Raw genomic sequence first — 26085 nt, 5'->3', positions numbered from 1 at the left:
TCACTGGTCTCTGCGTCGAGTGGGAAGACCGCAACCGGAAACGAACGAGATCGCAGGAACTCAGCGAGATACTCAACGTGCTCGTCACATGCAAGCCAAACTTTTTTGCGTTCTGGACCGTGAATGCGCGGGTTGCGCCATTCAATGCTATGTGCTGCGGTCTGGGTACATCCTGCACGCGAACAGGTGTGCACATCGGGCTCAGCCCCAAAGAGAGATATCAGTTGGTGCTCCGTTAGCGCTCGGGACTTGTGGGATCTGGATGCGGGTCTTCTTGGTCGTGCGGCCCAGGCGTGTGATCAGACGGCGGGTAGTAGACCCACTCCTGTTTTGCCTGATCTGTGATGACGACAGGGCCGTCTTCTTCAAGTGAAGCGGCGGACTGTCCTTGCAGTGTCTGTACGGTCTGACGCTCAGCGCCTTCGCCCGGTTTATTGGTCGTGACGTTGGCGAGGACAACCGCAAAATAGGGGAGGATGATCGCGCCAGCGGCACACAGCGCCATCCACCAGCCGTGTACAAACGGGATCGCGAGGACGCAGAGCATCCTGATGCCCATCGTGATGGCGTAGTTGCGCATCCGGTGCGACCGGTCGGTGCCGGGCGACTCGGGAAGCGAAGTTGCAGACTGTACAGATTTCATAGTTTGTGGTGTCTCAAAGGGACCAAGTCCAGCCTACGCTCTATGCTGGAGGATTGTTGAAGCTTTGATCGAAAGGATCCCAAATGACCACGCCGAGCACCACGCCGAGGACCGTTCTTGTGACCGGAGGAAACCGTGGCATCGGCTACGCGATCGCCGAAGAGATGATCGCACAGGGGCACCGTGTTGCCGTCACTGCTCGCAGTGGCTCCGGTCCGGAGGGTTCGTTCAGCGTTGTCGCCGACGTGAGCGACGCCGCATCCATTGACGCGGCATTTACCGCTATCGAGGCTGAGCTCGGCCCGGTTGAGGTTGTTGTGGCCAACGCGGGGATCACGAAGGACATGCTGCTCATGCGCATGTCTGAAGAAGACTTCACCGATGTGATCGATGTGAACCTCACGGGAGCCTTCCGCGTTGTCAAGCGCGCGTCAAAGGCATTCCTGAAGCAGCGCTTTGGCCGTGTCATCTTTATCTCCAGCGTTGTTGGCCTCTACGGCGGCGCCGGTCAGGTCAACTACTCGTCGTCGAAGGCGGCACTTGTCGGATTCGCCCGCTCCGTTACCCGGGAGCTTGGGGCCCGCGGTGTTACCGCCAACGTGGTCGCCCCCGGCTTCATCGAGACAGACATGACGGCAGAGCTTCCGGAAGAACAGCAGGCCGAATACCGCAAGGCAATCCCGGCCGGCCGTTACGGACAGGCATCCGAGGTTGCCAAGGCTGTCTCCTGGCTCGCAAGCGACGACGCTGGCTACATCTCTGGTGCGGTTATCCCCGTTGATGGCGGCCTTGGGATGGGCCACTAAGTCAGGGTTTCTCTCAATCATTGGCGATCCTGGAGTGCCACTGAGCTGTGATTTGATTCCAGAATCCCTTCGGGTCGACACTACGTATGAAACAAAAAGCGACTATGAGTTGTGTAGTTCAAACCAGCTCAGCATTTTGCTGAGTCGGTCGTGATTTTGGGCAACAAACTCTCGCTCGAGCTCGACCTGGATTTCTCGCTCCAGCTCATCTCGTCCAACCTCAAACTGGCAACGAAGATCTGCCGCTGCAACTTCTCGTTCTTTCTCATAAAGCAGTTCCAGTCGTTCACGATCGGGCAATCCACTATTTGTTTCGTCAACAAACACAACGTCTTGGTCCAGTAGAGCCGTTGGTTGAGCTTCAGCAATGAGCGCATCGTATTCATTCTGAATTTGACCGGGGATTTCATTCCAGGAGAGATAATCGAATTTTGATTGGGCCATGCATAGCGACCAATTGTTCAACAATTGTTTGCCGGTGTTTGTCTGAAGCGTTTGTTCGGATATTGCATACATCTGCTCGATGAGGTCGTCGAAAGGGGTAACATCGTCATTCGGCGAGAACATTATGGTCTCGGATTCCACTGCATGCGTTGCCACTCCATCACAACCGGCTTCTTCCCATTCCCATGTAACGTTGTCACCTGACTGAGCGGCATCGGTTAACTCATTCCAAACTGGACCGTAGAGCGCAAGAGTGTACGCGTCAAACTGGCTTGACGTCATAGTAGAAACATATAATTCGTTCTCATCTTGGTTTTCTTCGCTAGCGACGGTTCCGTCTAAGGCCTCGAATCGCGGCACAATTCCGTAACCGTTCTCCAAAGCAATCAGAATCTGTTCGTCAACATCAGCATCAACAGTTGAGTTCGTTTCGCCCTTGATAGGCTCCGGCCAGTAGTCGAAACCCTGCTCTTTCATACAACGAGCCACGAGTTCTCCGTACGAAATCTCGCTATTGGGCGAATTTTTCTGATCGTTCGCAGCAGAGCTTTCGATCGCGTTCCAATACGGTCCGAGTGGTGAGGCCAAATTTGGGTCTCCCAAATGTTGCGTTCGATCACTGCAACCAGTCAGAACGATAGCGATTGTCGCGGCAATCACCAGAATCATTTTCATTTCTGAGGAGTTCTTTTCCATCACGACACCATTCGTGCTAAAACAAAACCCCATTTACCGTCACCCTGAAAAGAAACGCGTAAAGAGTTAGGCTCCGAGTCACTTCGATCGAAGATCACCATTTGACGGTTCATTATTCCGTCGCAAATGAAGGAAGCCGATTCAGTATCCATATCCAGAACATCAATAGTGCTGATTTCCGCATCGATTCCTGAAAAACAAAGTGTGTAAGTTATGTACCTGTCCTCGGTAATCTCTTCAAGACTGACGTTGAAGGCCTCCTCGGCAGAACCTTCCTTCGAAACCACCATTTCTTCACCCTCGCCAAGTGTCCAGTCTTGCGGCTGGAGGCGCGAGTCCATTGGTTGCGTTGAGGTGGGACGGGGTAAATCGGGGGAGTTCGGAGTGCAGGCGGCAACGGTTAACACCGTGGCTATCGCTAGCAAGCTCGCAGCAATACGTCTCAACCGGGAATTGAGTACGGGGTTTTCCATACACATTAGAAAATTCGCCACTGAGCTCGACTGGGGGCCAGCCCCGTAAATACATTGGAAGTCTGTGTGACGCGAGTAATCCGTAAGGTGTAGGGATTGAAGAACTTTGTCGTGACTACCGCTTTGACGCTAAAGGGCTGAGTAATTATTCCACGGTCACAGTTAACAGTCTTGTAAGCCGGCACCGTGAAAGATACCGTCGCACCGTATCCTGAACTCATACTTTTTGATACTCCACCAGTCACTGACGCGGAGACCTTAGCAAAAATCCACGCGCTTGCCTCCGCAGAAACGGTCGCGCTCAACGTGTATGTTGATGTTTTTGTTGTCGTTGCATTGCAACTACCGTTCGCTATTTTTCCTGTTGAGTTCTTGATCGAGTCTCTGTAACCAATGATCCACCCATTTCCGTTCAGTTGGGGTGCCTGATTACATGTTGTCACTTGTTTATCTCGGTACTTGATGGACGAACACATACTCACCGTTGCTGCGTCAGCTGAAGGGGTATCTACGAGAACTGAAAGAGCTACAAGCGTACTCACAGTAATTGCCGCGGCCGCGAGCAGGCTCCGATTCCTTGGAAAAGCTATCTGCTTATTGCTGGACACGAATCCTCCAACGGACTACCCCTCAAACTGATCTGACTTCATCGTCAGGAGGGGGCAGTACGAGGTGGTGCCACGCTCAGGATAATACGGGCCGTGAAGAATGAGCAATCTTATTGTTTGTGGGAATTACGGCAGGTGCGGGATGACGAGTGAGAGGTCGGGTGTGTCGACCACAACCGAGGCCTTCTCGCGCACGATGGGCTTTGCGTGGTAAGCCACTGAGAGGCCGGCCACCGCCATCATGCCAAGGTCATTTGCGCCGTCGCCGATTGCAACGGTGTGCTCGATAGGGGTTCCTGTTTCTGCAGCCCATTCAAGCAGGGCGGACGCCTTTGCGTCGCTGTCGATAATTGGCCCTGTGACGCGGCCGGTGAGCACGCCATCCTCGATTTCGAGCCTATTGGCGCGCCACTTATCGAGCCCAAGCTCTGCCGCCAACGGGTCAAGGAGTTCATGGAATCCACCAGAGACGACGGCAACCGTGCCACCGCGTTCGTGGACGGCAGCTATGAGCTCGCGGACACCATCACTCGGCCGAATACGGGCGTACACCTCGGCGAGCACCGATTCGGGAAGGCCTTTGAGCGTTGCGACCCGCTCGCGGAGACTCTCTGCAAAGTCGATTTCACCGCGCATGGCCCGTTCGGTCACCGCGACAACAAGCTCGCCGCTACCGGCGGCATCGGCGAGCAGTTCGATGACCTCATCTTTGATGGTGGTTGAGTCGGCGTCAAGGACAACAAGAGGGGCAACAAACTCGTCGCTGCCGGTGCGCTGCTGGGTCATGGATGAATTTCTACTCCCTTACCGACAACGGTAATACCCGTCTCGGTGACTGTGAATCCGCGTTCGCGGTCGTGATCGTGGTCAACTCCAACACGGGCTCCCGCGTGGACGATGACCGACTTATCGAGAATAGCGTGATCAACGATCGCATCGGCATTAACCTCAACGTCGTCGAATAAGACAGAGTGTCGAATGGTTGCGCCGGAATTCACGCGGCACCACGGCCCGATAACGCTTTTTTCAATATGCGCCCCTGAGATGACGGCGCCGAGCGAAATGATCGAATCGATCGTCTGACCAAGATTGCCTTTTGCATCGCGCACGATTTTGGCCGGGGGCGAGTTGAGTTGCTGGCTATAGATGGGCCAGGCGTTGTTGTACAGGTTGAACACAGGCAACGCGGAAACCAAATCTTGATGCGCTTCAAAGAACGACTCAATCGATCCGACGTCGCGCCAGTAATAACGGTCTCTATCGGTGGATCCTGGCACGTCGTTGTTCTTAAGGTCGTAGACCCCTGCTTCACCGGCTCGAACGAAGGCCGGCACGATGTCGCCACCCATGTCGTGGCTGGAGTCGGCGAGTTCGCCGTCACTCGTGACCGCGTCGATAAGAGCCTGAGCGTCAAAGACGTAATTGCCCATCGAGGCGAGCACTTCGCCGGGGGAGTCTGCAAGGCCAGCGGCATCCGTTGGCTTTTCGAGGAATTCCCGGATGCGGGTCGGATCTGTTGGGTCGAGGTCGATGACACCAAACTGGTCGGCAAGCTCGATGGGCTGGCGGATAGCCGCAACCGTCGCTTTTGCTCCAGAGGCAATGTGTGCGTCAACCATCTGGCTGAAGTCCATGCGATAGACGTGATCGGCGCCGACAACCACAACGATGTCCGGCTTCTCGTCGCGGATGAGGTTGAGGCTCTGCAGGATAGCGTCGGCTGAGCCGCTGAACCAACGCTTACCGAGTCGCTGCTGCGCGGGAACCGACGCCACGTATGAGTTCAGCATGCTTGAGAGCCGCCAGGTCTGGGAGACGTGGCGGTCGAGGCTGTGAGATTTGTATTGCGTGAGCACCACAATCTTGGTCATGCCAGAGTTCAATAAATTGGAAAGCGCGAAGTCGATGAGGCGATACTGGCCACCGAATGGTACGGCAGGTTTTGCGCGGTCAACGGTGAGCGGCATGAGCCGTTTCCCTTCCCCGCCGGCAAGGACAATTGCGAAGATCTTTGGTGCTCCCATGTGCCAATGCTAGTGGTTCGACGAGGCCGTTTGGGGCTACAGTTCGTATATGCGCATTGACGTGTTGACCAAGGAATACCCGCCGGAGATCTACGGTGGTGCCGGCGTGCATGTAGCCGAACTCGTTCGCGCTCTGCGAGCCACGACCGATGTGTATGTCCGTGCGTTTGGCTCGCAGCGAGACGAGCCGCACACGTATTCATACGGTGTCCCTTCCGACCTTGCCGACGCGAACCCGTCCCTGACCACGCTCGGGGTTGATCTCCGAATGGCTCAGGATGCTGGGGGAGCCGACGTGGTTCACTCGCACACCTGGTACGCAAACGGGGCAGGCCATCTCGCCCAGATGCTGCACGGAATCCCACACGTTGTGACCGCCCATAGCCTTGAGCCGCTTCGGCCGTGGAAGGCAGAGCAACTTGGTGGGGGATACCGAGTCTCGAGTTGGATCGAGCGCGGTGCCTACGAGTCAGCAGATGCCGTCATTTCGGTGAGCAACGGGATGCGTGCTGACATCCTACGGTCGTATCCGAGTCTGGATCCTGCACGTGTCCACACAATCTATAACGGGATCGACTCGACCGATTGGGCGCCGCTTGCCGATCCGCAACGCGTGCGTGACCTCGGCGTCGATCCTGATCGGCCATCCGTCGTCTTTGTCGGCCGCATCACGAGGCAAAAGGGCCTTCCCTATCTTCTTCGCGCCGCGCGCCTGTTGCCAGAACACGCGCAGTTGGTGCTGTGTGCCGGTGCGCCAGACACGCCAGAACTCATGGCCGAGGTGACTGAGCTGGTGCGTGAGCTACAGCAGACTCGGAGGGGTGTCGTGTGGATTGAGCGGCACCTGCCAAAAGACGATCTGCGGGCATTGCTCACATCGGCTACGACCTTTGTCTGCCCGTCAATTTACGAGCCGCTGGGGATCGTGAACCTCGAAGCCATGGCGTGCGGGGCCCCAGTGGTCGGGTCAGACACCGGCGGCATCCCTGAGGTTGTTGTTCATGACGAGACCGGCCTCATCGTTCCGCTTCCGCAGAGTGACGATGGCAGCGGAACGCCAACGCATCCGGACGAGTATGTCCGCGATCTCGCGGCGGCACTCACGCGTCTCATCGAGCAGCCAGAGCTTGCACGCAGGCTGGGGGAGCAGGGGCGCCGTCGAGCCGTTGAGCAGTTTTCCTGGACGGCCATCGCAACCCAAACCAGGGAGCTGTACTCCTCACTCCTGCGCTGATCTCCGCGCGCCACCTTGCCGATCGTGCCTAGGTTAGACGCGTCAAAGCTTCCGTTCAGAAACTCAAGACACAGCACAATCGTTCACCGGATGCCGCTCCTGCGACGGTAGGCTTGTGGGCATGTCTGGTGTGCTTGAGTTCAACGATGTTAGCTATGTCCGCAATGGAAACCACATCCTCGACGGGGTGACTTGGAGCATTCAGGGAGATGAACGCTGGGTGGTTCTTGGACCAAACGGCGCGGGAAAGACCACGCTTCTTCGCCTCGCGACCGGGCACGATTACCCAACAACAGGCACGGTTGACATTCTTGGCAGCCGACTCGGTCGCGTTGACGTCTTTGAGCTTCGCAATCGCCTCGGGTTTGCGTCCTCAGCGCAGGCCAAGCGCATCCCGCTCAACGAATCCGTCCTCAACACTGTCATGACCGCCGCGTACTCGGTAGAGGGGCGTTGGAACGAGCAGTACGACGATTTCGACATCCGCCGCGCCGAGCGCGTACTCGAAGAATGGAATCTCGGCGAGCTCGCGGACCGCACCTTTGGAACACTCAGTGACGGTGAGCAGAAGCGCGTCATGATTGCCCGTGCCGTCATGACCGACCCCGAGCTACTTCTCCTTGACGAACCGGCAGCGAGCCTTGACCTTGGTGCACGCGAACGACTTTTGCAGTTGCTTGGCGGATACGCAGCCTCGCCGTCGTCGCCCGGCATGATCATGGTCACTCACCATGTGGAAGAAATTCCTGCCGGATTCACGCATGCTCTCCTGATTAACAAGGGTCAGATTGTGGCAAAGGGCGCTCTCGACGATGTCCTCACTACCGACAACCTTCGCAGCACCTTCGGGCTTGAATTTGAGCTCACCAAGTCGGCCGGTCGATACGCGGCTCGGGCTACCGGCAACTAGCCACCCCATAAACGGGCGGTGACACGCCCGGATCAAGCACGTAATGTGTGACTATCTGCTAGAGTAGGTAGCTGGCCCACTGTGTTTTACAGGGCCTCCCTAACTTGTGTCCCCAACCAGGGTGACAGATGACCAAACGACAAAGGACTATCGGATGAAGACAGCAATCCACCCAGAATACGAAGCGGTGGTCTTCCGCGACCTGGCCTCCGGCGCAACGTTCCTCACGCGCTCAACGGTTTCGAGCGACAAGACGATCGAGATCGACGGCGCTACGTACCCCGTCATCGACGTTGAAATCTCCAGCGAATCGCACCCGTTCTACACGGGTAAGCAGCGCATCATGGACTCGGCCGGACGCGTCGAGAAGTTCAACCAGCGCTTCAAGGGATTCGGCGCGTAAGCACCAACCCTCAGCACATAACGAAGGCCCCAAGCAATCTGCTTGGGGCCTTCGTTATGTTATTTGCGAGATTTGGGCGGGTGTTCTGCGGGATAGGACTGTTCATTCCCGCAGACGCCCGAAATCGTTAGCGAAGGGAAGTCACTCCCGCCGATTCGCAGGAGACAACGTCCTGGTTAAAAGCGTTCAGGCCACTGCCCGTCGGCAACAAACTCTGGGTCGCGAGCCCGACGCATGTACTCCTGGAAGCTTGCAGCCTGCTCGGCAGCCCACTTCACCTGCATGGCGTGCAGTGTGTCGAGGTCGTCTGGGAGCTTTGCTGCGTGTCGCACGGCAAGGGCCTGCATGACGCGGCCGCCAGCGATGGCATCTTCGCCCGCGTCGTGGGCGTTACCAAGCTGCACTCCATATTCGGCGGATGCGGCCTCAAGCGTTCGCTTGCCCTTTCGATACTTGTCGACGGCCTTGTCAATAACGAGCGGGTCAAGAACGGGCGAGGGGCGATCGATGGGGGCGATGCCGTAGCGAAGTGCCTCGTTGCGAACCATATCGAGGTCGTAGGGTGCGTTATAGGCAACAAGGGGGAGTCCGCGAGAGAAGACCTCGCGGAGGCGCTCGACAATCTGGCGGATGCCCGTTTCGGCATCCATGCCCCCCGCAACAGCCTGAGCCGTAGTGACGCCATGCACAGCGGTGGCCCGCTCGGGGATCTCGACGCCAGGGTTGATGAACCAGTCGTGGCGTTCCGAGACGGAACCGTCTGCGGTGACGATGGCGATCGTTGCGGTGACGATGCGTGAGTGGGCGGTGTCGATGCCCGTGGTTTCGGTGTCAAAAACGGCAAGGTTCTCACACCACACGGGGAGGGCATTCTGAGTCATGCTTCCACTCTATTGGGAAGCACCGACTTCTCGGCGAGGTATGGCCGGAGATTCCCAGGCCAGAACGCCTAGACTATTTTCATGACCTCAGCAGGCGAGCAACCAGTTTCGATTCGGGTGGATGCTCCGCTCCCGCAGAACGATGCCCCAGCGGCGACACTTGCCTGGCTTGAGTCCGAGGGGAAACCAACACAACACGTCATTGTTGTTGACGGCGTTGAGTCCCCCTATTGGGAGTATTTTGCGGAGCCACGTACCGGCTCACGAGTATCCACTGCCGGCGCAACGTTGGCTGCCGATGATCGCGCCACGATTATCCTTGTGCACGGGTTTCGCGGGGACCATCACGGACTCCTGCTTCTTGCCGCAGGACTCTCCGATTACCGTGTGATTGTGCCAGACCTTCCGGGCTTTGGCATCGCCCCACCGTTCCCAGCCGGGCGTGAACACAGCGTTGCGGAGTATTCAGCGTGGCTGGCCGCGTTTGTGTCGTTGGTCAAGCGCGACGGTGCGCCCGTCTACTTGCTTGGCCACTCGTTTGGTTCAATCGTGTCGTCGGCGGCCGTTGCTGGCGGCCTGCGTCCGGAGAAACTCATCTTGGTGAACCCGATTGGGGCGCCTGCGCTGAGCGGCCCTCGCGGAATCCTGACCCAGTTTGCGGTGTTCTATTATTGGCTCGGCACCAAACTGCCCGAGCGAGTTGGCTACGCACTCCTCAAGAGCTCAATCATCACCCGTGTTTCGAGCGTTGCCATGGCAAAGACGAGAGACCGTGCCCTTCGTGCATGGATTCATGGCCAGCACGACGAGTACTTCAGCGCCTTTGCCAACCGCACGGTCGTATTGGAGTCGTTCCGAGCATCGGTGAGCCACGACGTGAGCGAGTTCTCCGAGCGTATCTCCGTGCCAACCGTTCTGATCGCCGCTGAGAAAGACGACATCACGGCGCTGTCAGCCCAGCGCACGCTGGTCAAGCGATTCCAGGACGGGCGGCTGCGAGTCATCAACTCCGTAGGTCACCTTGTTCACTACGAAAAGCCGGCGGAGGCTGTTCGGTACGTCCGAGAATTTCTCGACTCGTAACGGCGAGCGTCGTGAACGAACGACGGGCTAAACAGCGACGGGCGCGCCCTCAACCTGAGCAAGCAGCGCCTCGAGAAACTCGCTTGTACCGGCATGGATACGCACCATAGCGCGCGAGTCGCCCTTCGTTGCGCCCCTGTTGACGATAAAAATGGGTTTGCCCTCGCGCCTCGCCTGTTCGAGCAACCGGATACCGGTATTCACCGCGAGTGACGAACCGAGGATCAGCAAGCCGCTCGACTCGGCGACAATTGCCTGTGCCGACGCGAACCGTGTCACGGGTACAAGCTCGCCAAAGTAGACAACGTCTGGTTTGAGCATCCCACCGCAGACGGTGCACGAGGGAATCTGGAAACCCTCGATGTCGTTGACCTCGGCGTCGCCGTCCGGTGACATCGTGACAAAGCCCGGATCGTCGAGATGCGGATTGAGTTCAACGAGTTGTTCCTCGATCGCTGCCCTCGAGAAGTACTGCCCACAATCGAGGCAGCGCACGCGGCTCATGGAACCGTGCACATCGACCACCCGTTTCGAACCGGCGTGGATGTGCAATCCATCAACGTTTTGCGTGATGACACCGTTCACCGCGCCGATCTCCTCAAGCCGAGCAAGTGCGCGGTGCCCTGCATTTGGCTGGGTGCTCGTAAAGGTCTTCCAACCGCGGTGGCTGCCGGCCCAGTAGCGTTTGCGGTACCGCTCGTCGGTCAGAAACTGCTGAACGTTCATCGGGTGGCGAGGGGGCGACCCTTCGCCTCGATAATCAGGGATGCCAGAATCGGTGCTCACTCCTGCTCCGGTGAGTACGGAGAGTGGGCCTCGTCGGATGGCTTCAAGGATAGGTTCGAGCGCACTGTCATTCACTTCGTGTACAACGACCTGGCTCTTCACAGCATTCCCTTTCGGATCACGACGCACAAGGATGGGTAGCTCATACTTTACGCTGGAACGATGCGCCTTATTCCCGTCGACCGCCTCGACCTGCCACAGCTTGCCTCATTTGCGAAGCTCACCGACGTTAATTTGCGCCGCGTGCAGGAGCCAAAGGCGGGGATGTACGTTGCGGAGGGAAGCAAAGTGATCGCTCGCGCGATTGAGGCAGGGCATATCCCGCAGGCAGTTTTGCTTGAGGAGAAGTGGGTTGAGCAGGTCGAGCCGATCCTTGCTGGGCATCCCGACGTTGAGGTCTTTGTTGGCACTGCCGCGGTTCTTGAGGAACTCACCGGCTACGCCGTTCACCGTGGTGCCCTTGCCGCAATGATTCGCCCCCAGCTGCCACCGGTCATTGATCTCTTGAAAGACGCCTCACGCGTCATCATCCTCGAAGACATCGTTGACCACACGAATGTTGGCGCAATCTTCCGCTCGGTTGCGGCCCTTGGCGCGGATGCCGTACTCATTACTCAGCGGTGTGCCGACCCGCTCTATCGAAGAAGCGTCAAGGTCAGTATGGGAACCGTGTTCCAGGTGCCGTGGACTCGGCTTGGCGAGTGGTCGGAAACAACCGAACAGCTGCATGCGGAAGGCTTTCACATCGCCGCACTCGCGCTGTCGGACTATTCCGTCGATCTTGACCAATTTGCGGCGCAGCAGCACGAAAAGATCGCGTTTGTGGTTGGCACCGAGGGCGACGGGCTCAGCCGACGGGCCCTTGGCTCCGCCGACACGATCGTGACCATCCCCATGCGTGCGGGGGTCGACTCCTTGAACGTGGCTGCGGCTTCGGCCGTTGCCCTCTGGGAGTTGCGGAAGCGCTAGTCCTTGGTGTGCGGGGTAACCGCGCCTGCTTCTGGCCGTTTCGCCGAAATGAAATCTCCGGATGACTGGTGCCGGATGCGACGAACCACCCATGGAACCAGGTATTCGCGTGCCCACGAGAGGTCCTCAACGCGAGCCGCACGCCAGCTTCGCTGCGGAAGTGGCTCTGGTTCAAGGGGCTGCAGGTCGTTTTCGATGTTGAGCGCTTCGAGGACAACACGCGCAACCGTGTGGTGTCCGAGGGCGTTAAAATGCAGACGGTCTGGCGCCCACATACGAACATCCGCGAGTTCACGGGTTGCCCATTGGTCGGCAACCAGGCAGTCATATCGGTGCGCAATGGCGCGAACGTTTTCGTTATAGATGGCGGCTTTGCCGCGGATGCTGCGGAAGACGGGGGAGAAGCCGGTGTCAACAGAGGTAAACAACACAATCGTGGCGTTGTTCGCACTCAGGCGCTCAACGGCAGACTCGATTTTGGCCGAGATGACGTCTGGATCGGTTCCAGGGCGGATGACGTCGTTGCCACCTGCTGAGATCGTGATGAGGTCTGGGCGCAGCGCCAGCGCAGGCTCGATCTGCTCGTCAATGATCTGCTGGACGAGTTTTCCGCGCACCGCGAGGTTTGCATAGGCGAAGTCGTCGTTCTTCTCATTGAGGACTTCGGCAACCCGGTCTGCCCAACCCCGATGGCCCCCTGGACTGCTGGGTTCTGGGTCGCCAATTCCTTCGGTAAACGAATCGCCGAGGGCGACATATCGTGACCAGGGATGCTCTTGAGCCATGGGAGAAACGCCTTTCGTTGCGCATACTAGAGTACCCGACGTGTTCATGAATGTCAGACGATCCGGGTATCCTTGAAGGTCGTGACTATCGAAGAATTACCCGAACTTGGCGCAGAGCATGCACCCGGCACACACGCCGCGGAGCACCTTTCGCCAGCCTTTCCGGCGCGTGCGCCGTGGGGAACAGCGGCGAACCTTCGTGCTTGGCAAGAGGAAGCCCTCACCGCCTATTTTCACAACGAGCCACGCGATTTCCTTGCGGCCGCGACACCCGGCGCCGGAAAGACGACCTTCGCGCTGAGGCTTGCCGCTGAGCTTCGAGGTCGCGGCACCGTTGACCGCATCGTGGTCGTCGCTCCGACCGAGCACCTCAAGACGCAGTGGGCCAACGCGGCCTCACGCGCCGGAATCCGTCTCAATCCCTACTTCAAGAACAGCGACGGCTACATAACCCGTCCGTATCACGGCGTCGCGCTCACCTACGCGCAGGTCATCATGAAGCCAGACCTGCATCGGCGGCTCGTGATGGAAAAGAAGACGCTTGTCATCCTCGACGAGGTCCATCATGGCGGCGACACGCTGAGCTGGGGCGACGGTATCCGCGAGGCATTTGACCGTGCGGAGCGACGCCTCTCGCTGACGGGAACACCGTTCCGGTCAGACACGGCGCCCATCCCATTTGTTGAGTACGCACCAGATAAGCACGGCATCCGCGTCTCTCAAACCGATTACAACTATGGCTACGGTCGAGCTCTCAAGGACGGCATCGTTCGGCCGGTTATCTTCATGGTCTATGCGGGCCTGATGCGCTGGCAGACAAGCACAGGCGACGAAATGTCGGCGCGGCTTGGCGAGGGAAACACCAAAGACATTACGTCGCAGGCCTGGCGAACCGCGCTCGATCCAGAGGGTTCGTGGATGTCCTCGGTGCTCAACGCCGCGAATAAGCGCCTGAGCGAGGTCAGGCTGAGCGTTCCTGATGCAGGCGGGCTGGTTATCGCAACCGACCACGCAACGGCAAAAGCCTATGCGGCGATGCTGCAGAAGATTTCGGGCGAACCCGTTGCGCTCATCCTCTCTGACGATAAACAGGCCAGCGATAACATCGACAAGTTCTCAGAAGGGGACTCCAGGTGGATGGTCGCCGTCCGGATGGTGTCAGAGGGCGTTGACGTTCCTAGGCTCTCCGTTGGTGTGTATGCGACCTCCTCTGCGACACCGTTGTTCTTTGCCCAGGCGATTGGACGCTTTGTACGGTCCCGTCGACGCGGCGAGACCGCATCCGTGTTCATCCCGAATGTGCCAACGCTTATGGCCCTCGCCTCAGAGATGGAGAAGGAGCGCGATCACGCGCTCGATCGCCAAACGGCTGATGACGGCGAAGGCAACGCGTGGAGCGAAGAAGACGCCATGATGGCGGCCGCCAATAAGGAAGAGCGAGCGTCTGACGAACTCACTCGCGAGTTCTCGTTTGCGGCGCTTGAATCTGACGCACATTTTGACCGCGCCCTCTTCGACGGCGGCGAATTTGGTGGCTACGCCGATATTGACAGTGAAGAGGAGCTCGACTTTATCGGGCTCCCAGGCATCCTCGAACCCGACCAGGTCAAGGAACTGCTGATGCAGCGCCAAACGCGACAGGCGAAACGTTCGGCTGTCAAACAGGGCAAGACGGAGCATCCGGCCGAGATTTCCCAGGCTCCTGAGCCGCTCTTCCGAACGCTCAAAGAACAGCGCACGCTGCTGAACAGTCTTGTCGGCATGTACGCAAAGGTCTCAGGCGAACCGCACGGCATGATCCACACGGAGCTCAGACGGATGTGTGGTGGCCCAGCCGTGCCACAGGCGAGTGTGACGCAGTTACAAGCGCGTATCGCCGTGCTTCGCAAGCGACTAGGCGCCCACTAGCGCGGACGTATCGGGGTGACAAGCGGTCGTTGCTCCCCATCTGGGAGCGTCGCCGGGGGTTCTGCCAGGCCCACCCCACTAGCCTGAACCTATGACGATCGACGATTCGCCTCCCTTGGTGCGCCCGCGTAAACGTATCGGCCGGAGGAGAAGGCTGGCAACGACCATCACGGTTGCCGCACTTCTCCTTGGAGCAGGGGGCTACACCGTTGCGTCGGCAACCGCTCCGTTGCCCGAAGCGTCGGCTGTTGTCAACACAATCGGGCCTTCCCCCATCGGCGCCGCGTTGTCTCCGGCCTGGCCAGCGGCGGATGCTGTTGGTGCGATCAGCCTGCTCGATAACTCGGACGTGTTTATGAGTTCTGACGCCGGAGGACTGCACACCATAGCGAGCATCACCAAAGTTGTGACCGCACTCATGGTGCTCGACGCACACCCGTTGTCAGCGGGCGAATCCGGGCCAACCATTCCGTTTACGACCCAAGATCAAGCGGCGACCGCGCAGATTATCGCGGTAGGCGGCACAACGCTTGACGTTCCGATCGGGGTTGCACTGAGCGAGCGGGAGCTCATTTCTGGGATGCTCGTTGCCTCAGCAAATAACTACGCCGAAAAGCTCGCGCTGTGGGCTTACGGGGACATTGATTCCTACCTATCTGCCACACGCGCGTGGCTCGATGCCAATGGGCTGACCGAGATGACCATCGTTGATAGCAACGGCCTCGAGGACGGGAACGTCGCGATGGTTGAGAACCTGATTCAGCTTGGCAAGCTCGCCCTCGCCAACGAGGTTGTTGCCGATGCCGTTTCTCACGATGTGATCGAGCTTCCAAGTATCGGTGAAGTGAAGAATACGAACCCGCTCATCGGCGACGACGGCTTCACAGGGATCAAAACCGGTTATACCGTTGCGGCCGGATACTGTTTGCTGTTTGCGAGAGAAATGCCGGTGTTGGATGAAACCGGTACTGCCGGGGAAGAAACCGCAACGGTCATCGGCGTGGTTCTTGGAGCCGACTCGGTCGCTGAGCGGGGGGAGCTGTCGAGGGTGCTTGCCGACAGCGTCCTTGGCACGGTACACCAGGAATCGATTCTGGAGGCCGGAACGCAACTCGGCACACTCGAGGCTCCCTGGGGGGATCTCACGCCGCTCGTGGCCGCTGAAGATGTTTCTGTGCGCGTCTGGGGGAGTGCGACGGCAGAGTGGACCGCTTCTCCAGTGACACAGACGACCCCGGTCGTGGCCGGCAGCGCCGTTGGCCAATTGACGGTCTCGTTCGTGGATGCCGAAACGCCAACGGATGCGAGTAGCCAGTCGGTTGACATCGTGACCGATACCGAATTGACCGACCCAGGGCTGTGGTGGCGTCTGACACATCCGTCGCTCATGTTTGGCTGAACGCCGCAGCCCGTGGTCGCAACCGGGTCATGACGAAACTCTTCGGGAGTTCGTGCGGGGCAGCAAGAGGCGTGCCTCACGAACTCCCGAACACTCGGAGAGAGTGGTCAGGCTTAAACGAAAAAGGCCCCGGATTTCTCCGGGGCCTTACACAACGCTCTTCTGAGCGACACGTGCGCGGGAAGGGACTCGAACCCTCACGTCCTAATACGGACACTAGCACCTCAAGCTAGCGCGTCTACCATTCCGCCACCCGCGCATGTCTGGCTCGGTACAAGACCGGCCGAAGAAAACTCTAGCATGACTTCTGAGGCACTTTTTACCACTCTGGCAAGATCGTCGATTTTTGCCCCATTTTGATGCGGAATCGCGTGAAAAAGTGATCTTTTTGAAGGTTGTCGATAGCCTACTTCTATGCCCCAACTTCCAGATTTCTCTTCAAACGAGGTCAGCAAGACCGCACGCATCGCTCAGGAGCTCATTCGTTTCGACACGAGCAACTACGGCGGCGGCAAATCGAACGGCGAGACAGAGTCCGCAGAATACGTTGCCGCACATCTTCGCGCCATGGGGCTCACACCAGAGCTCATCGATTCGGAACCGGGCCGCACAAGCGTTGTCGCACGGGTGAAGGGCCGCAGCTCAGACAAGGGGGCTCTTGTTGTGCACGGTCACCTCGACGTTGTCCCCGCCGACGCGGCAAACTGGAGCGTCGACCCATTTGCAGGAACCATCAAAGACGGCATGCTCTGGGGCAGGGGAGCCGTTGATATGAAGAACATGGATGCCATGATCCTGACAAGCCTCGAAGAGATTCTGGCGACGGGCCAGCCTGCGAGAGACCTCGTTGTTGCGTTCTTCGCAGACGAAGAAAACGGTGGCGTCTACGGGTCACACCACGTTGTTGATACCAGGCCAGACCTGTTTGCCGGCGCAACGGAAGCCATCAGCGAGGTTGGTGGTTACTCGATCACCGTCAATAATCAGCGCGCATACCTCCTGCAAACCGGAGAGAAGGCACTCCTCTGGATCAAACTCACTGCCAAAGGCGTTGCCGCGCACGGATCTCGGGTGATTCACAACAACGCCATCACCCGTCTGGCCGAGGCAGTCGCCGCGCTCGGACGCCACGAATGGCCGCTGCACCTCACCGACACCACTCGTACGCTTGTTGACGAGCTTGCCAACCTGCTTGGCGTTGACCCCCAGCAGGTTGGCCCAGAAGAAATTGTGTTGGCCACCGGGGCAGCGTCTGGCTTTATTCACGCCTCGCTTCGCACCACATCCAATCCAACGGTGTTGACGGCTGGCTATAAGCACAACGTGATTCCTGACAGCGCCGAGGCCCTCGTGGATGTGCGAGCCTTTGCCGGCGACGAGGAAACCGTGCTTGCGACGATCCGAGAAATTGTTGGCGACGACATAGAAATTTCGATCTCTCACCGCGACGTTGGTCTCAACAGCCCGTTTGAGGGCCCGCTGGTGGATGCCATGGTTGGCTCCCTCGAAGCCCACGACCCCGGCGCCAAGGTGCTCCCGTACCTGCTCTCCGGCGGAACGGACAACAAGGCTCTGAGTAAGCTGGGAATTGTTGGCTACGGCTTTGCCCCGCTACAGCTCCCGGCAGACCTCGATTTCCCCGGAATGTTCCACGGCGTTGACGAGCGGGTGCCGCTTGCATCCCTCGATTTTGGGCACCGTGTACTCACGGACCTCCTGTCGACGTACTAACCTAGGTTGCTGGGCCAAAACGGGCTTTGTGCTTGGACAAATGGTCGACAGATAGAGGAACAACATGGGTTTTTTTGAGGCGATCATCCTTGGCCTGGTTCAGGGATTGACCGAGTTCTTGCCAATTTCGTCAAGCGCCCACCTTCGTATCGTTGGTGAGTTCCTTCCAAACGGGGGAGACCCTGGAGCGGCGTTCACTGCCATTACGCAGCTCGGTACCGAAGCAGCCGTTGTGGTGTTCTTCTGGAAAGACATCGTGCGAATCATCGGCCACTGGTGCAAGTCACTCGTTGGCAAGGTGCCCCGCCGCGATCCTGATGCGCTTATGGGCTGGTGGATCATCCTCGGCAGCCTTCCAATTGTTGTGCTCGGAGTCCTGTTCCAGGATGCAATCGACACGACCCTGCGTTCGCTCTGGATCGTTGCCGGCACGCTGATCGTGTTTGGCATCATCCTCGGTGTCGCCGACTACGTTGGCAAGAAGACTCTGACTCTTAACGACATGACGGCAAAGCACGGCATTATCTACGGTTTTGCCCAGGCTCTCGCGCTTATTCCCGGCGTCTCTCGTTCTGGCGGCACCATTACTGCGGGGCTCTTGATGGGGTACGATCGCCCGTCTGCGGCCCGGTATTCGTTCTTGTTGGCAATTCCAGCCGTGTTTGGCTCTGGTTTCTACAAGCTGTTCTCAGACCACGGCGTAGCGAGCCCGTTTGGGGCAGCTGAAACCGCTGTCGCAACACTCATAGCGTTTGTCGTTGGTATCCTCATCATCGCGTTCCTGATGCGCTACATCTCGAAGCGAAGCTTTATGCCGTTTGTTGTCTACCGGATTCTGCTGGGAGGGGCGCTCCTTGTGATGCTGTCCACCGGCGTGATTAGCGCTTAGGAGAGTCGCCGTGCAGTCTTGGAGCGCACCAGTTGTCCCAGTGCTACCTGGGAGCGGCCTCGTGCCGGTTATCTTTGATACCTCAACGCAGCGGCTCGTGCCGTCGACCGACGAACCCGCCGTTGCCACGCTCTACGTATGCGGCATTACGCCTTACGACGCAACGCATATTGGTCACGCGGCCACGTATCTTGCCTACGATTTACTCCTTCGTGCGTGGAGGGACGCGGGCCTCGAAACTCGTTACGGCCAGAACATTACCGACATTGACGACCCGCTTCTTGAGCGCGCTGACGCGACCGGAGTGAATTGGGAAGACCTGGCTGCAGAGCAGATCGACCTGTTCCGCGAAGACATGGCGGCCCTTTCGATGCTTCCGCCAGACGCCTATGTCGGCGTTACGGAGCAGATTGACGCGATCGCAGATGGGGTCAAGCGGCTCGAGGATTCCGGATTCGCCTATCGTGTTGCCGTTGAGGGGACTCAGGGCGATCTGTACTTCGATTCACACGAGACGCTGACCCCGGGTTGGACGGTCGGGTCAACGACTCCGTACGATCGCCCCGAACTTGATGAGTTGAGCGCCGAACGAGGGGGAGATCCACTCCGCGACGGGAAGCGTGATCCCATCGATCCGCTTCTGTGGCGCGCGGAGCGTGCTGGCGAACCTGCATGGGATAGCCCCGTTGGTAGAGGCCGCCCCGGCTGGCATATTGAGTGTTCTGTTATCGCGGTTGACGCGCTTGGCAGCAATATTTCTGTGCAGGGAGGCGGCTACGACCTCGTTTTCCCTCATCACGACTTCAGCGCTGGACACGCGCTTGCCTTGAACGGCCAACCGCTTGCCAAGGTATTCAACCACGTTGCGCTCGTCGCCTACGAGGGCGAGAAGATGAGTAAATCGCGTGGCAACCTCGTCTTTGTTTCAAAACTTCGCCGTTCCGGAGTGCATCCGAGTGTCATCCGCTTGGCCATCATGGCCAGCCACTATCGCACCGCCTGGGAGTGGACGGATGCTCGACTTGGCGAGGCAACCGATCGATTTGCCCTGTGGATGCGTGCCTTCTCGCCATCAGCTGACGGTCAGGGAGCCAACGGACCTGCCGTTGACGCTGGTCAGCTGCTTAACAACATCCGCGTTTCGCTGGCAAATGACCTCGACGCGGCGTCGGCGATCGGGGCTATTGACGCAGCCGCCCACCAGGCTCTCGCTGGGGGAGTCGATGACGTAGCGCTGGTCCGCAGCAGCATCATGGCCCTCCTCGGTGTTGACTTGGCCGACACCTCGAATCTCGCACCCGCTGCCTAACTGGGTAGACTCGTTCCTTGTGACTCAACTTTTACCCGCCGCAGTTCTCTGGGACATGGACGGCACCCTCATAGATACCGAGCCGTTCTGGAATATTGCCGAGGACCGTCTCGCCGAGCAATACGGCGCAGTCCTCACTGACGACGATCGCAGAGCAATGACGGGTATGGGGCTGTGGGATGCCGCAGTTGTGCTCCAGCGAGCCGGCATTACGCTCGGCGCCGACGAGATCGTAGAGACGCTAACCCAAGCGGTTTCCGACATGCTCGTTCCCGAAAGTATGCCGTGGCGCCCAGGTGCACTCTCGTTGCTTGAGGACCTGCACGCTCACAACATACCGGTGGCCTTGGTGACAATGTCTACCCGAGTCTTGACCGAGAAGATTCTCGCATTGCTGCCCGTTCCTGCCTTTCAGCACCTGATTGTTGGCGACGAGGTACCAAACGCAAAGCCACACCCGGATCCGTACCTCATGGGGGCAGAAGCTCTTGGAGTAGACATTGCCAACTGCGTGGCGCTCGAGGACTCGATCAATGGATTGCGCGCGGCGTGGGCATCAGGTGCTGTCGCCCTTGGCATCCCTCATCTCCTCAGCCTCGACAACACAGATTCACACGCGCTCTGGCCAACCCTTGAGGGCAAGACGGCTACAGACATTGCCGAGCTCTTTGCCGCACACCGCGGCCCCAACTCGACCGCCACACCCGGCGGCGCAAACCCTTCCTAGGAGAACGCTTCAGTGACTGAATCAACCGAGTCAGCCAACACGCCGCTGCCGTTTAGCGGGCCGTTTCAGATTGGCGACCGTGTGCAGCTCACGGGTCCGAAAAACAAGGTCCACACGATTACCTTGACGGTTGGTGGAGAATTTCACAGCCACCGCGGTGTCATCAAACACGATTCGCTCATTGGCGTGCCAGACGGTTCGGTCATCAGCAACACAACGGGGGAGCCATACCTTGCCCTCCGGCCGCTCCTGAGCGACTTTGCGATGTCAATGCCGCGTGGTGCTGCCATCATCTACCCGAAAGATAGCGCACAGATCTTGGCCCAGGCCGATATCTTTCCCGGCGCCACGGTCGTCGAGGCCGGCGTAGGGTCCGGAGCACTGTCCTCCTGGTTGCTCAGGGCCATTGGCCCAACCGGCACGCTCGCGTCCTTCGAACGTCGCGAGGAATTTGCCGAAATCGCGCGCGGTAACGTCGAAACGTTCCTCGGCTACATGCCAGAAAACTGGAGCGTCACCGTTGGTGATCTGCAGGATGAGCTTGAGTCTCGTTTTGAAGAACACACGGTTGATCGTGTTGTGCTCGACATGCTCGCGCCGTGGGAGTGCATCGAGGATTCGGCACGTGTACTCAAACCGGGCGGGGTCATCCTCTGTTACGTCGCAACAGTGACCCAGCTCTCGCGGGTTGCAGAGGCCGTTCGCGCGACCGGAATGTTCACTAATCCCCAGTCAAACGAGACCATGGTGCGCGGTTGGCATGTTGAAGGCCTTGCGGTTCGTCCTGATCACCGCATGATTGCCCACACCGGATTCCTGATTACCGCCCGACGACTTGCTCCCGGCACGGTGCTTCCAGAGCTCAAGCGCCGTCCCTCAAAATCTGATTTCTCCGCGGAGGACGTCGAAGCCTGGACCCCAGGAGCGCTCGGTCTTCGCGACAAGAGCGATAAATACCTTCGCAAGAACGTTCGCCAGGCTCAGACCGGTGCCTCACACTCACGGACTCGTCGGGAAGCGGATGCGCGCAGCGCCGCTTCCGATGACGATTCCGCCCCCGACGTCGGATAGACTTTCTGCTGGGTCGTTTTCTCTCCCAATGCCTTTCATGAATCGAGTATCAGTGCGCCACGTAGCCGTCCTTGCCGCAGCAGTCATCACCCTGTCGCTCACCGCGTGCAGCAGCACGCCATCCGATCAGGTTGCCGGCTGCGAGCCGCTACTCAAGTCGGGCCAGGGATCTGACAGCATCTCCGTAAGCAACAGCTTTGGAGAATCGCCAAAGGTGACGTTCCCAACTCCTGCCTATGGCACCTCTTCTGAACGTAGCGTCCTTGAACTTGGTGACGGGAACGTTGTAAACAAGGGCGACATTGTTACCTTCAATCAGGTGCTCTTCGATGGTGTCACCGGTGACCCAATCTTGAATACCTACGACTCCGGCACCCCACAAATGGCGATGGTTCCGGCAAGCGGCGAGCTCAACAACCTCCAGAGCGCGCTGGCGTGTACCCCCGTTGGTTCACGTATTGCTGTGACGCTTTCGGCAACTGACCTTGGCGTGTCAGCAGACGACGCCGCGATGTACTTTCCGCAGCTTGGCAAGGACGGCAAGCTGGTGATGGTTGCTGATGTTGTTTCGGCAAGCCCAAACAAAGCAACCGGCGCAGTTCATGACTTGCCGAATGATTTCCCTGCCGTTGTGACCACACCAGACGGACAGCCTGGACTCACGCTGCCAAATCAGGCCGCCCCCGAGAAGTTTGTTTCGGCAACCCGTGTAACTGGTGATGTTCGCGCGCCTGGCAAAGATACGGCCCAGGTTGTTGCCGATGGAAATACCGTACTGCTGCAGATTCTCCAGGTGAACTGGAACACCAAAGCTGTCGTTGGCTCGACCTGGGATGACGGTCAGCCCCGCGCTGTTCCCGTCGCCAAGGGCGATGACCTCTCCGAAGCAATCATTGGTTCGACCGTCGGATCGCAGATCGTTGCGATTGTGCCTGGCGACGAAGCCATGATCTTTGTGATCGATGTGCTGAGCGCGTCTTAGGCCGTTTTCCGGGCATCCGCCCTGCTTGTTTCACCGCGACGAAGGGAGAACGGTGGCTGCCCCTCAGCAACGCTCGATCTCTTCGGAGAAACGACTGTTCAGCATGGTGCTCGCGCTCATTGCGAGCACGACAGGACTCACAAAGCAGCAGATCTTGTCGTCGGTGTACGGCTACTCGGATCGCTATGACGAGTCGGGCAATAATGCCTCACTCGAACGCCAATTCGAGCGGGACAAAGACAGCCTGCGCGAACTCGGCATCCCCCTCGATACGATTGACTCGCCGGAAGAAGCCGGCAATACCCAGCTCATGCGGTACCGCATCCTCAAAGAGGGCTACGAGCTTCCCGCAGATGTGAGTTTTGACGCTCGGGAGCGCGCGCTCCTTGCGCTCGCTTCAACGGTTTGGCGTGAGGGCTCGCTCTCGGCTGAGTCCCGCCGCTCGCTGATGAAGCTAACGTCGCTCGGCGTTACCCCCGATTCCGCGCTGATCGGATACTCGCCCCGAGTGCACACTCGAGACGCGGCATTTCCGGCGTTGCTTGAGGCCATTCAGCAGCGCCACACCGTGTCATTCCAGTATGCAAAGCCCGGAATTCCTGCCGTGTTCACACGAGAGGTTGTACCACTCGCGCTGGTCAGCTTTGAGTCGCGCTGGCACCTCTACTCGTACGACTGGGCGATGCACGCGCCCCGAACATTCCTGCTCTCGCGAATGGTTTCACCCGTCTCGCAGGTTTCTGCACCCGACTACAACTATGACGATTCGTTTGATTACGCTGGTCACCTCTTCTCTGAGCTGCAGGCCATTGCCGATCGTCAGCACGCGACGGTCAGGGTACTTCGGAACACAGATGCTGCCGTTCGGCTCGCTGAGCGCGCGGCGAAGGCGAGCGAGGGCGACTCTCCAGTTGGAATCGACGACTCGACCGCCCTGATCACGCTTTCCGTTCCCTATGTGGATGCCCACGTATTTGCAGACGAGCTCGCCGGCTACGGCCCAGAGGCGACGGTTATCGAGCCAGCTGAACTGCGTGATCTCGTCATCCGGCGTCTCCGAAGGGCGGTGAGCGCGCATGGCTAAACCTCAGCCACTGGTCGCAACCGATAAGCTCACGTTCCTGCTGAGCCTCGTTCCCTATCTCATCGACCGCGGAGTCGTGACCGTTACAGAGGTCGCCAATGATTTTGACGTAGCGCCCGCCTACGTTCGTTCGATTGTTCCGTTTCTCGGAACAGCCGGTCTTCCAGGCGACACGTCAACGTACCAGCACAGTGACCTGTTCGACATCGACTGGGATGCACTCGAGCAGCACGACGAGGTGGTTCTGCGCAATTATGTTGGCATCGAAGATGTTCCGCGCTTCTCCACCTCTGAGATAGCGGCGCTGCTCGCCGGTCTCCAGTACCTTTCTGGCCTTCCTGAGTTCCGTGATTCAGGAGACATCGACCTCCTCATGCAAAAGCTGCGCGGGGGAGCAGATGGACCGCTTCTCTCGACGGTGAGCATAGCCCCTCACGAATTTGCTGGCTCCGCCGGCGAGCAGCGGATTACGCTGGCGCGTCAGGCCGTCGCCGAAGGCCGCCAATTGGATTTTTACTACCGAAACGCTGATGGGGAACAGGCCCAGCGTACGGTTGATGCCCAAGAAGTCGTCTCGACAGACGATGTCTGGTATCTCCGCGGCTGGGATCACCTCCGTGAGGCTCCGAGGATGTTTCGACTCGACCGCATGACCGCTGTGCAACTTGGCGAAACGATCGATCCGACGCATCGCCGTGAAGCATATGATCCCGAGTTTCTTGAACAGGATGCCAGCCAGCAGGTTGTAACCCTCGACGTGAGTGCAGCTGGATTCAGCCTCATTCAAGACTTCCAGCCCGTGATTTTTGATCCGGAGGCGCCCGTGACGGCACAGAACGCAAAGCGACCAGTGCTGTTGCCGCCGCCGGCGATCGGCGAGCGGGCCCTTGCCCGCATCCGAGTGTCAAGCTTCGCGGGCATTACGAGGCTCGCTTCCACGCACAGCGCCGAGCTCAGCATTGTTGATCCTCCCGAGGCGCGCACCGCAGTGTCGTCGTGGGCCAAAGCCGCGCTCGACCTCTACGGATCGTAAGTTTTCGCCCAGGAGTCATAGGTTAGACTTGTGATGACTTTTTGCTTTATAACGAAACGGAATTCCTAATGCTTGCAAACTTTGGCGGGTGGCACGCGGTGATCATCATCCTCGTTGTGCTGCTACTTTTTGGCGCAACGAAGCTTCCTGCGTTGGCTCGCAGCATGGGGCAGTCGATGAAGATCTTTAAGAACGAGATCAAGAGTGACAACGTTCCAGATGCATCCGCACCAAATGCCGCAGCAGGTCAGGCGCCAGCCGCACCTGGCACTGTTGCGAACGGGGCTGCGCAGAACGTCGCTCCGGAGGCCGCCGCACCAAGCGACGGTACTCAGCCGAACACCCCAACACAGCACTAGCCGCCTTCGTTGGGAGCTTCAGCGAAGCCCCAGAAATCCCGCGAAGCGCGGATGTCTCTGGGGCAGCACCTCATTGAGCTGCGTAAGCGGCTGTTTCGCGCTGCCATCGCGATTGTTCTGTGCATGGTCGTCGGATGGTTTCTCTCCGATTTTGTCTGGGACGCGCTCCGTGAGCCCATCTTCACGATTGCCGAGCAGCAGAACCGCGAAGCCGAGCTGAACTACGCCGACATCACCGGCGCGTTTGACCTGAAGCTGCAAATCTCGCTCATTATCGGCTTTGTCCTTTCGGCACCGTTCTGGCTCTATCAGGTCTGGGCGTTTCTTTCTCCCGGCCTCAAACGCAATGAGAAGCGATACGCCATTGCGTTTCTTGCCGCAGCAGTGCCGCTGTTTTTTGCGGGTTGCTATGCGGGCTGGATCGTCTTCCCAAACATCGTGAACCTCATGACGGGTTTTGCCCCGGCTGAGGATGCCGCTCGCCTCAACGCGCGGCAGTACTTCGACTTTGCGCTTCGGCTCATCATTGTGGTTGGTGTTGCGTTTGTGCTTCCCGTGCTGCTGGTTTTGCTCAACTTTGTTGGGGTGCTGACGGCAAAGTCAATTATCAAGTCGTGGCGCGTCGCTATCCTCGTGATCGTCCTCTTTACCGCGATGGCAACGCCTGCAGCGGATGTCTTGAGCATGCTCTTCCTTGCGATACCGATGATCCTGCTCTATCTGCTCGCAGCCGGCATTGCCTATCTGCACGATAGACGACTTGCGAAAAAGCAAAAAGGCCTCCTGGCCGATTACGATCTCACTGACCCGGCCTAGCGGCTCTGGCCCTTTCTCACAGCGGGGAGCTG

General features: G+C 58.6%; 27 protein-coding genes and 1 tRNA gene. 19 read left to right on the top strand and 9 right to left on the bottom strand.

What is annotated here, in order from left to right; all coding sequences use genetic code 11:
* Nucleotides 1-235: 235 nt before the first annotated feature.
* Nucleotides 236-643, bottom strand: coding sequence for a DUF3099 domain-containing protein (locus FHX76_RS03395; RefSeq protein WP_167147915.1), 408 nt, complete (start codon nt 641-643; stop codon nt 236-238).
* A gap of 83 nt (nt 644-726) precedes the next feature.
* Here FHX76_RS03395 and fabG point away from each other — a divergent pair, with 83 nt between their 5' ends.
* On the top strand, nt 727-1449 hold the full coding sequence (fabG, locus tag FHX76_RS03390) for a 3-oxoacyl-ACP reductase FabG (protein ID WP_167147912.1): 723 nt from the start codon (nt 727-729) through the stop codon (nt 1447-1449).
* A gap of 102 nt (nt 1450-1551) precedes the next feature.
* Here the strand turns inward: fabG and FHX76_RS03385 are convergent, their stop codons facing one another.
* Both FHX76_RS03385 and FHX76_RS03380 read right to left on the bottom strand, forming a co-directional pair.
* The gene (locus FHX76_RS03385) at nt 1552-2589 is read right to left on the bottom strand and encodes a hypothetical protein (protein ID WP_167147909.1); all 1038 of its coding nucleotides are present in this window, start codon (nt 2587-2589) and stop codon (nt 1552-1554) included.
* Complete coding sequence (locus tag FHX76_RS03380) at nt 2589-3062, bottom strand: hypothetical protein (protein WP_167147906.1); 474 nt, start codon at nt 3060-3062, stop codon at nt 2589-2591. The genes FHX76_RS03385 and FHX76_RS03380 overlap by 1 nt, the downstream gene beginning before the upstream one ends.
* Before the next feature lie 186 nt (nt 3063-3248).
* Between FHX76_RS03380 and FHX76_RS03375 the strand changes: the two genes are divergently transcribed.
* A complete protein-coding gene (locus FHX76_RS03375) occupies nt 3249-3452 on the top strand; it encodes a hypothetical protein (RefSeq protein WP_167147903.1) in 204 nt (67 codons plus the stop codon).
* Nucleotides 3453-3796: 344 nt separating this feature from the next.
* Here FHX76_RS03375 and serB read toward each other — a convergent pair whose 3' ends face one another.
* On the bottom strand, nt 3797-4456 hold the full coding sequence (gene serB / locus FHX76_RS03370; RefSeq protein WP_167147900.1) for a phosphoserine phosphatase SerB: 660 nt from the start codon (nt 4454-4456) through the stop codon (nt 3797-3799).
* Nucleotides 4453-5694, bottom strand: a complete 1242-nt coding sequence (locus tag FHX76_RS03365; RefSeq protein WP_167147897.1) for a glucose-1-phosphate adenylyltransferase — start codon at nt 5692-5694, stop codon at nt 4453-4455. The genes serB and FHX76_RS03365 overlap by 4 nt, the downstream gene beginning before the upstream one ends.
* Nucleotides 5695-5743: 49 nt before the next feature.
* Here FHX76_RS03365 and glgA point away from each other — a divergent pair, with 49 nt between their 5' ends.
* From glgA to FHX76_RS03350, 3 genes are all read left to right on the top strand, one after another.
* The gene (gene glgA, locus FHX76_RS03360; RefSeq protein WP_167147894.1) at nt 5744-6928 is read left to right on the top strand and encodes a glycogen synthase; all 1185 of its coding nucleotides are present in this window, start codon (nt 5744-5746) and stop codon (nt 6926-6928) included.
* A 121-nt stretch (nt 6929-7049) separates the two neighbouring features.
* Entirely contained in the window at nt 7050-7838 is a 789-nt protein-coding gene (locus FHX76_RS03355) for an ABC transporter ATP-binding protein (RefSeq protein ID WP_167147891.1), read from the top strand.
* A 154-nt stretch (nt 7839-7992) separates the two neighbouring features.
* Entirely contained in the window at nt 7993-8241 is a 249-nt protein-coding gene (locus FHX76_RS03350) for a type B 50S ribosomal protein L31 (RefSeq protein ID WP_167147888.1), read from the top strand.
* A 176-nt stretch (nt 8242-8417) separates the two neighbouring features.
* Here FHX76_RS03350 and FHX76_RS03345 read toward each other — a convergent pair whose 3' ends face one another.
* Nucleotides 8418-9122 carry an exonuclease domain-containing protein gene (locus FHX76_RS03345; protein WP_167147885.1) on the bottom strand — a complete coding sequence of 235 codons (705 nt, stop codon included), beginning with the start codon at nt 9120-9122 and terminating at the stop codon, nt 8418-8420.
* An 81-nt stretch (nt 9123-9203) separates the two neighbouring features.
* On the opposite strand from FHX76_RS03345, the gene FHX76_RS03340 reads away from it, so the two are divergent.
* Nucleotides 9204-10205, top strand: a complete 1002-nt coding sequence (locus tag FHX76_RS03340; protein ID WP_167147882.1) for an alpha/beta fold hydrolase — start codon at nt 9204-9206, stop codon at nt 10203-10205.
* 27 nt (nt 10206-10232) lie between these two features.
* Here FHX76_RS03340 and FHX76_RS03335 read toward each other — a convergent pair whose 3' ends face one another.
* The gene (locus tag FHX76_RS03335) at nt 10233-11093 is read right to left on the bottom strand and encodes a Sir2 family NAD-dependent protein deacetylase (protein WP_167147879.1); all 861 of its coding nucleotides are present in this window, start codon (nt 11091-11093) and stop codon (nt 10233-10235) included.
* Nucleotides 11094-11153: 60 nt separating this feature from the next.
* Between FHX76_RS03335 and FHX76_RS03330 the strand changes: the two genes are divergently transcribed.
* On the top strand, nt 11154-11960 hold the full coding sequence (locus FHX76_RS03330; RefSeq protein ID WP_167147876.1) for a TrmH family RNA methyltransferase: 807 nt from the start codon (nt 11154-11156) through the stop codon (nt 11958-11960).
* Here the strand turns inward: FHX76_RS03330 and FHX76_RS03325 are convergent.
* The gene (locus tag FHX76_RS03325) at nt 11957-12745 is read right to left on the bottom strand and encodes an SGNH/GDSL hydrolase family protein (protein WP_167147874.1); all 789 of its coding nucleotides are present in this window, start codon (nt 12743-12745) and stop codon (nt 11957-11959) included. The two genes, FHX76_RS03330 and FHX76_RS03325, sit on opposite strands and share 4 nt — an antisense overlap.
* A gap of 87 nt (nt 12746-12832) precedes the next feature.
* Between FHX76_RS03325 and FHX76_RS03320 the strand changes: the two genes are divergently transcribed.
* Together FHX76_RS03320 and FHX76_RS03315 are read left to right on the top strand one after the other, a co-directional pair.
* Nucleotides 12833-14653 (top strand): DEAD/DEAH box helicase, encoded by a 1821-nt coding sequence (locus FHX76_RS03320; RefSeq protein WP_167150307.1) that lies wholly within the window; start codon nt 12833-12835, stop codon nt 14651-14653.
* Between the two features lie 91 nt (nt 14654-14744).
* The gene (locus FHX76_RS03315) at nt 14745-16052 is read left to right on the top strand and encodes a D-alanyl-D-alanine carboxypeptidase family protein (protein WP_167147871.1); all 1308 of its coding nucleotides are present in this window, start codon (nt 14745-14747) and stop codon (nt 16050-16052) included.
* Between the two features lie 174 nt (nt 16053-16226).
* Here FHX76_RS03315 and FHX76_RS03310 read toward each other — a convergent pair.
* A tRNA-Leu gene (locus FHX76_RS03310) sits at nt 16227-16311 on the bottom strand.
* Between the two features lie 155 nt (nt 16312-16466).
* Between FHX76_RS03310 and FHX76_RS03305 the strand changes: the two genes are divergently transcribed.
* The 10 genes from FHX76_RS03305 (at nt 16467) to tatC (ending at nt 26053) form a co-directional block, all read left to right on the top strand.
* Nucleotides 16467-17783: a M20/M25/M40 family metallo-hydrolase gene (locus FHX76_RS03305; RefSeq protein WP_167147867.1), complete on the top strand. Its 1317-nt coding sequence runs from the start codon at nt 16467-16469 to the stop codon at nt 17781-17783.
* A 64-nt stretch (nt 17784-17847) separates the two neighbouring features.
* On the top strand, nt 17848-18672 hold the full coding sequence (locus FHX76_RS03300; RefSeq protein ID WP_167147865.1) for an undecaprenyl-diphosphate phosphatase: 825 nt from the start codon (nt 17848-17850) through the stop codon (nt 18670-18672).
* A gap of 10 nt (nt 18673-18682) precedes the next feature.
* Nucleotides 18683-19981, top strand: coding sequence for a cysteine--1-D-myo-inosityl 2-amino-2-deoxy-alpha-D-glucopyranoside ligase (gene mshC / locus FHX76_RS03295; protein WP_167147862.1), 1299 nt, complete (start codon nt 18683-18685; stop codon nt 19979-19981).
* 19 nt (nt 19982-20000) lie between these two features.
* Nucleotides 20001-20708, top strand: a complete 708-nt coding sequence (locus FHX76_RS03290; RefSeq protein WP_167147859.1) for an HAD-IA family hydrolase — start codon at nt 20001-20003, stop codon at nt 20706-20708.
* 12 nt (nt 20709-20720) lie between these two features.
* Entirely contained in the window at nt 20721-21779 is a 1059-nt protein-coding gene (locus FHX76_RS03285; RefSeq protein ID WP_341777848.1) for a tRNA (adenine-N1)-methyltransferase, read from the top strand.
* 37 nt (nt 21780-21816) lie between these two features.
* On the top strand, nt 21817-22761 hold the full coding sequence (locus FHX76_RS03280) for a hypothetical protein (RefSeq protein ID WP_167147856.1): 945 nt from the start codon (nt 21817-21819) through the stop codon (nt 22759-22761).
* A 52-nt stretch (nt 22762-22813) separates the two neighbouring features.
* Entirely contained in the window at nt 22814-23845 is a 1032-nt protein-coding gene (locus tag FHX76_RS03275) for a helix-turn-helix transcriptional regulator (RefSeq protein WP_341777847.1), read from the top strand.
* Nucleotides 23838-24878, top strand: a complete 1041-nt coding sequence (locus FHX76_RS03270) for a helix-turn-helix transcriptional regulator (protein ID WP_167147853.1) — start codon at nt 23838-23840, stop codon at nt 24876-24878. The genes FHX76_RS03275 and FHX76_RS03270 overlap by 8 nt, the downstream gene beginning before the upstream one ends.
* 68 nt (nt 24879-24946) lie before the next feature.
* The gene (tatA, locus tag FHX76_RS03265; RefSeq protein WP_167147851.1) at nt 24947-25237 is read left to right on the top strand and encodes a twin-arginine translocase TatA/TatE family subunit; all 291 of its coding nucleotides are present in this window, start codon (nt 24947-24949) and stop codon (nt 25235-25237) included.
* Nucleotides 25238-25288: 51 nt separating this feature from the next.
* Nucleotides 25289-26053: a twin-arginine translocase subunit TatC gene (gene tatC / locus FHX76_RS03260; protein WP_167147848.1), complete on the top strand. Its 765-nt coding sequence runs from the start codon at nt 25289-25291 to the stop codon at nt 26051-26053.
* The last annotated feature ends 32 nt before the right edge of the window (nt 26054-26085 follow it).

Origin of the sequence: Lysinibacter cavernae (genome assembly GCF_011758565.1) — a bacterium.
Classification (GTDB): Bacteria; Actinomycetota; Actinomycetes; order Actinomycetales; family Microbacteriaceae; genus Lysinibacter; species Lysinibacter cavernae.
This window is presented reverse-complemented; position numbering and strand designations above follow the sequence as displayed.

What these genes read in the sequence shown, in the direction of transcription:
- FHX76_RS03355 (WP_167147891.1), top strand. Translation starts at nt 7,050, where the DNA reads ATGTCTGGTGTGCTTGAGTTCAACGATGTTAGCTATGTCCGCAATGGA.
- tatA (WP_167147851.1), top strand. Translation starts at nt 24,947, where the DNA reads ATGCTTGCAAACTTTGGCGGGTGGCACGCGGTGATCATCATCCTCGTT.
- FHX76_RS03350 (WP_167147888.1), top strand. Translation starts at nt 7,993, where the DNA reads ATGAAGACAGCAATCCACCCAGAATACGAAGCGGTGGTCTTCCGCGAC.
- FHX76_RS03315 (WP_167147871.1), top strand. Translation starts at nt 14,745, where the DNA reads ATGACGATCGACGATTCGCCTCCCTTGGTGCGCCCGCGTAAACGTATC.
- FHX76_RS03300 (WP_167147865.1), top strand. Translation starts at nt 17,848, where the DNA reads ATGGGTTTTTTTGAGGCGATCATCCTTGGCCTGGTTCAGGGATTGACC.
- FHX76_RS03270 (WP_167147853.1), top strand. Translation starts at nt 23,838, where the DNA reads ATGGCTAAACCTCAGCCACTGGTCGCAACCGATAAGCTCACGTTCCTG.
- FHX76_RS03340 (WP_167147882.1), top strand. Translation starts at nt 9,204, where the DNA reads ATGACCTCAGCAGGCGAGCAACCAGTTTCGATTCGGGTGGATGCTCCG.
- FHX76_RS03365 (WP_167147897.1), bottom strand. Translation starts at nt 5,694, where the DNA reads ATGGGAGCACCAAAGATCTTCGCAATTGTCCTTGCCGGCGGGGAAGGG.
- fabG (WP_167147912.1), top strand. Translation starts at nt 727, where the DNA reads ATGACCACGCCGAGCACCACGCCGAGGACCGTTCTTGTGACCGGAGGA.
- FHX76_RS03325 (WP_167147874.1), bottom strand. Translation starts at nt 12,745, where the DNA reads ATGGCTCAAGAGCATCCCTGGTCACGATATGTCGCCCTCGGCGATTCG.
- FHX76_RS03345 (WP_167147885.1), bottom strand. Translation starts at nt 9,122, where the DNA reads ATGACTCAGAATGCCCTCCCCGTGTGGTGTGAGAACCTTGCCGTTTTT.
- FHX76_RS03330 (WP_167147876.1), top strand. Translation starts at nt 11,154, where the DNA reads ATGCGCCTTATTCCCGTCGACCGCCTCGACCTGCCACAGCTTGCCTCA.
- FHX76_RS03380 (WP_167147906.1), bottom strand. Translation starts at nt 3,062, where the DNA reads ATGGAAAACCCCGTACTCAATTCCCGGTTGAGACGTATTGCTGCGAGC.
- FHX76_RS03280 (WP_167147856.1), top strand. Translation starts at nt 21,817, where the DNA reads ATGAATCGAGTATCAGTGCGCCACGTAGCCGTCCTTGCCGCAGCAGTC.
- FHX76_RS03395 (WP_167147915.1), bottom strand. Translation starts at nt 643, where the DNA reads ATGAAATCTGTACAGTCTGCAACTTCGCTTCCCGAGTCGCCCGGCACC.
- serB (WP_167147900.1), bottom strand. Translation starts at nt 4,456, where the DNA reads ATGACCCAGCAGCGCACCGGCAGCGACGAGTTTGTTGCCCCTCTTGTT.
- FHX76_RS03305 (WP_167147867.1), top strand. Translation starts at nt 16,467, where the DNA reads ATGCCCCAACTTCCAGATTTCTCTTCAAACGAGGTCAGCAAGACCGCA.
- FHX76_RS03385 (WP_167147909.1), bottom strand. Translation starts at nt 2,589, where the DNA reads ATGGAAAAGAACTCCTCAGAAATGAAAATGATTCTGGTGATTGCCGCG.
- tatC (WP_167147848.1), top strand. Translation starts at nt 25,289, where the DNA reads ATGTCTCTGGGGCAGCACCTCATTGAGCTGCGTAAGCGGCTGTTTCGC.
- glgA (WP_167147894.1), top strand. Translation starts at nt 5,744, where the DNA reads ATGCGCATTGACGTGTTGACCAAGGAATACCCGCCGGAGATCTACGGT.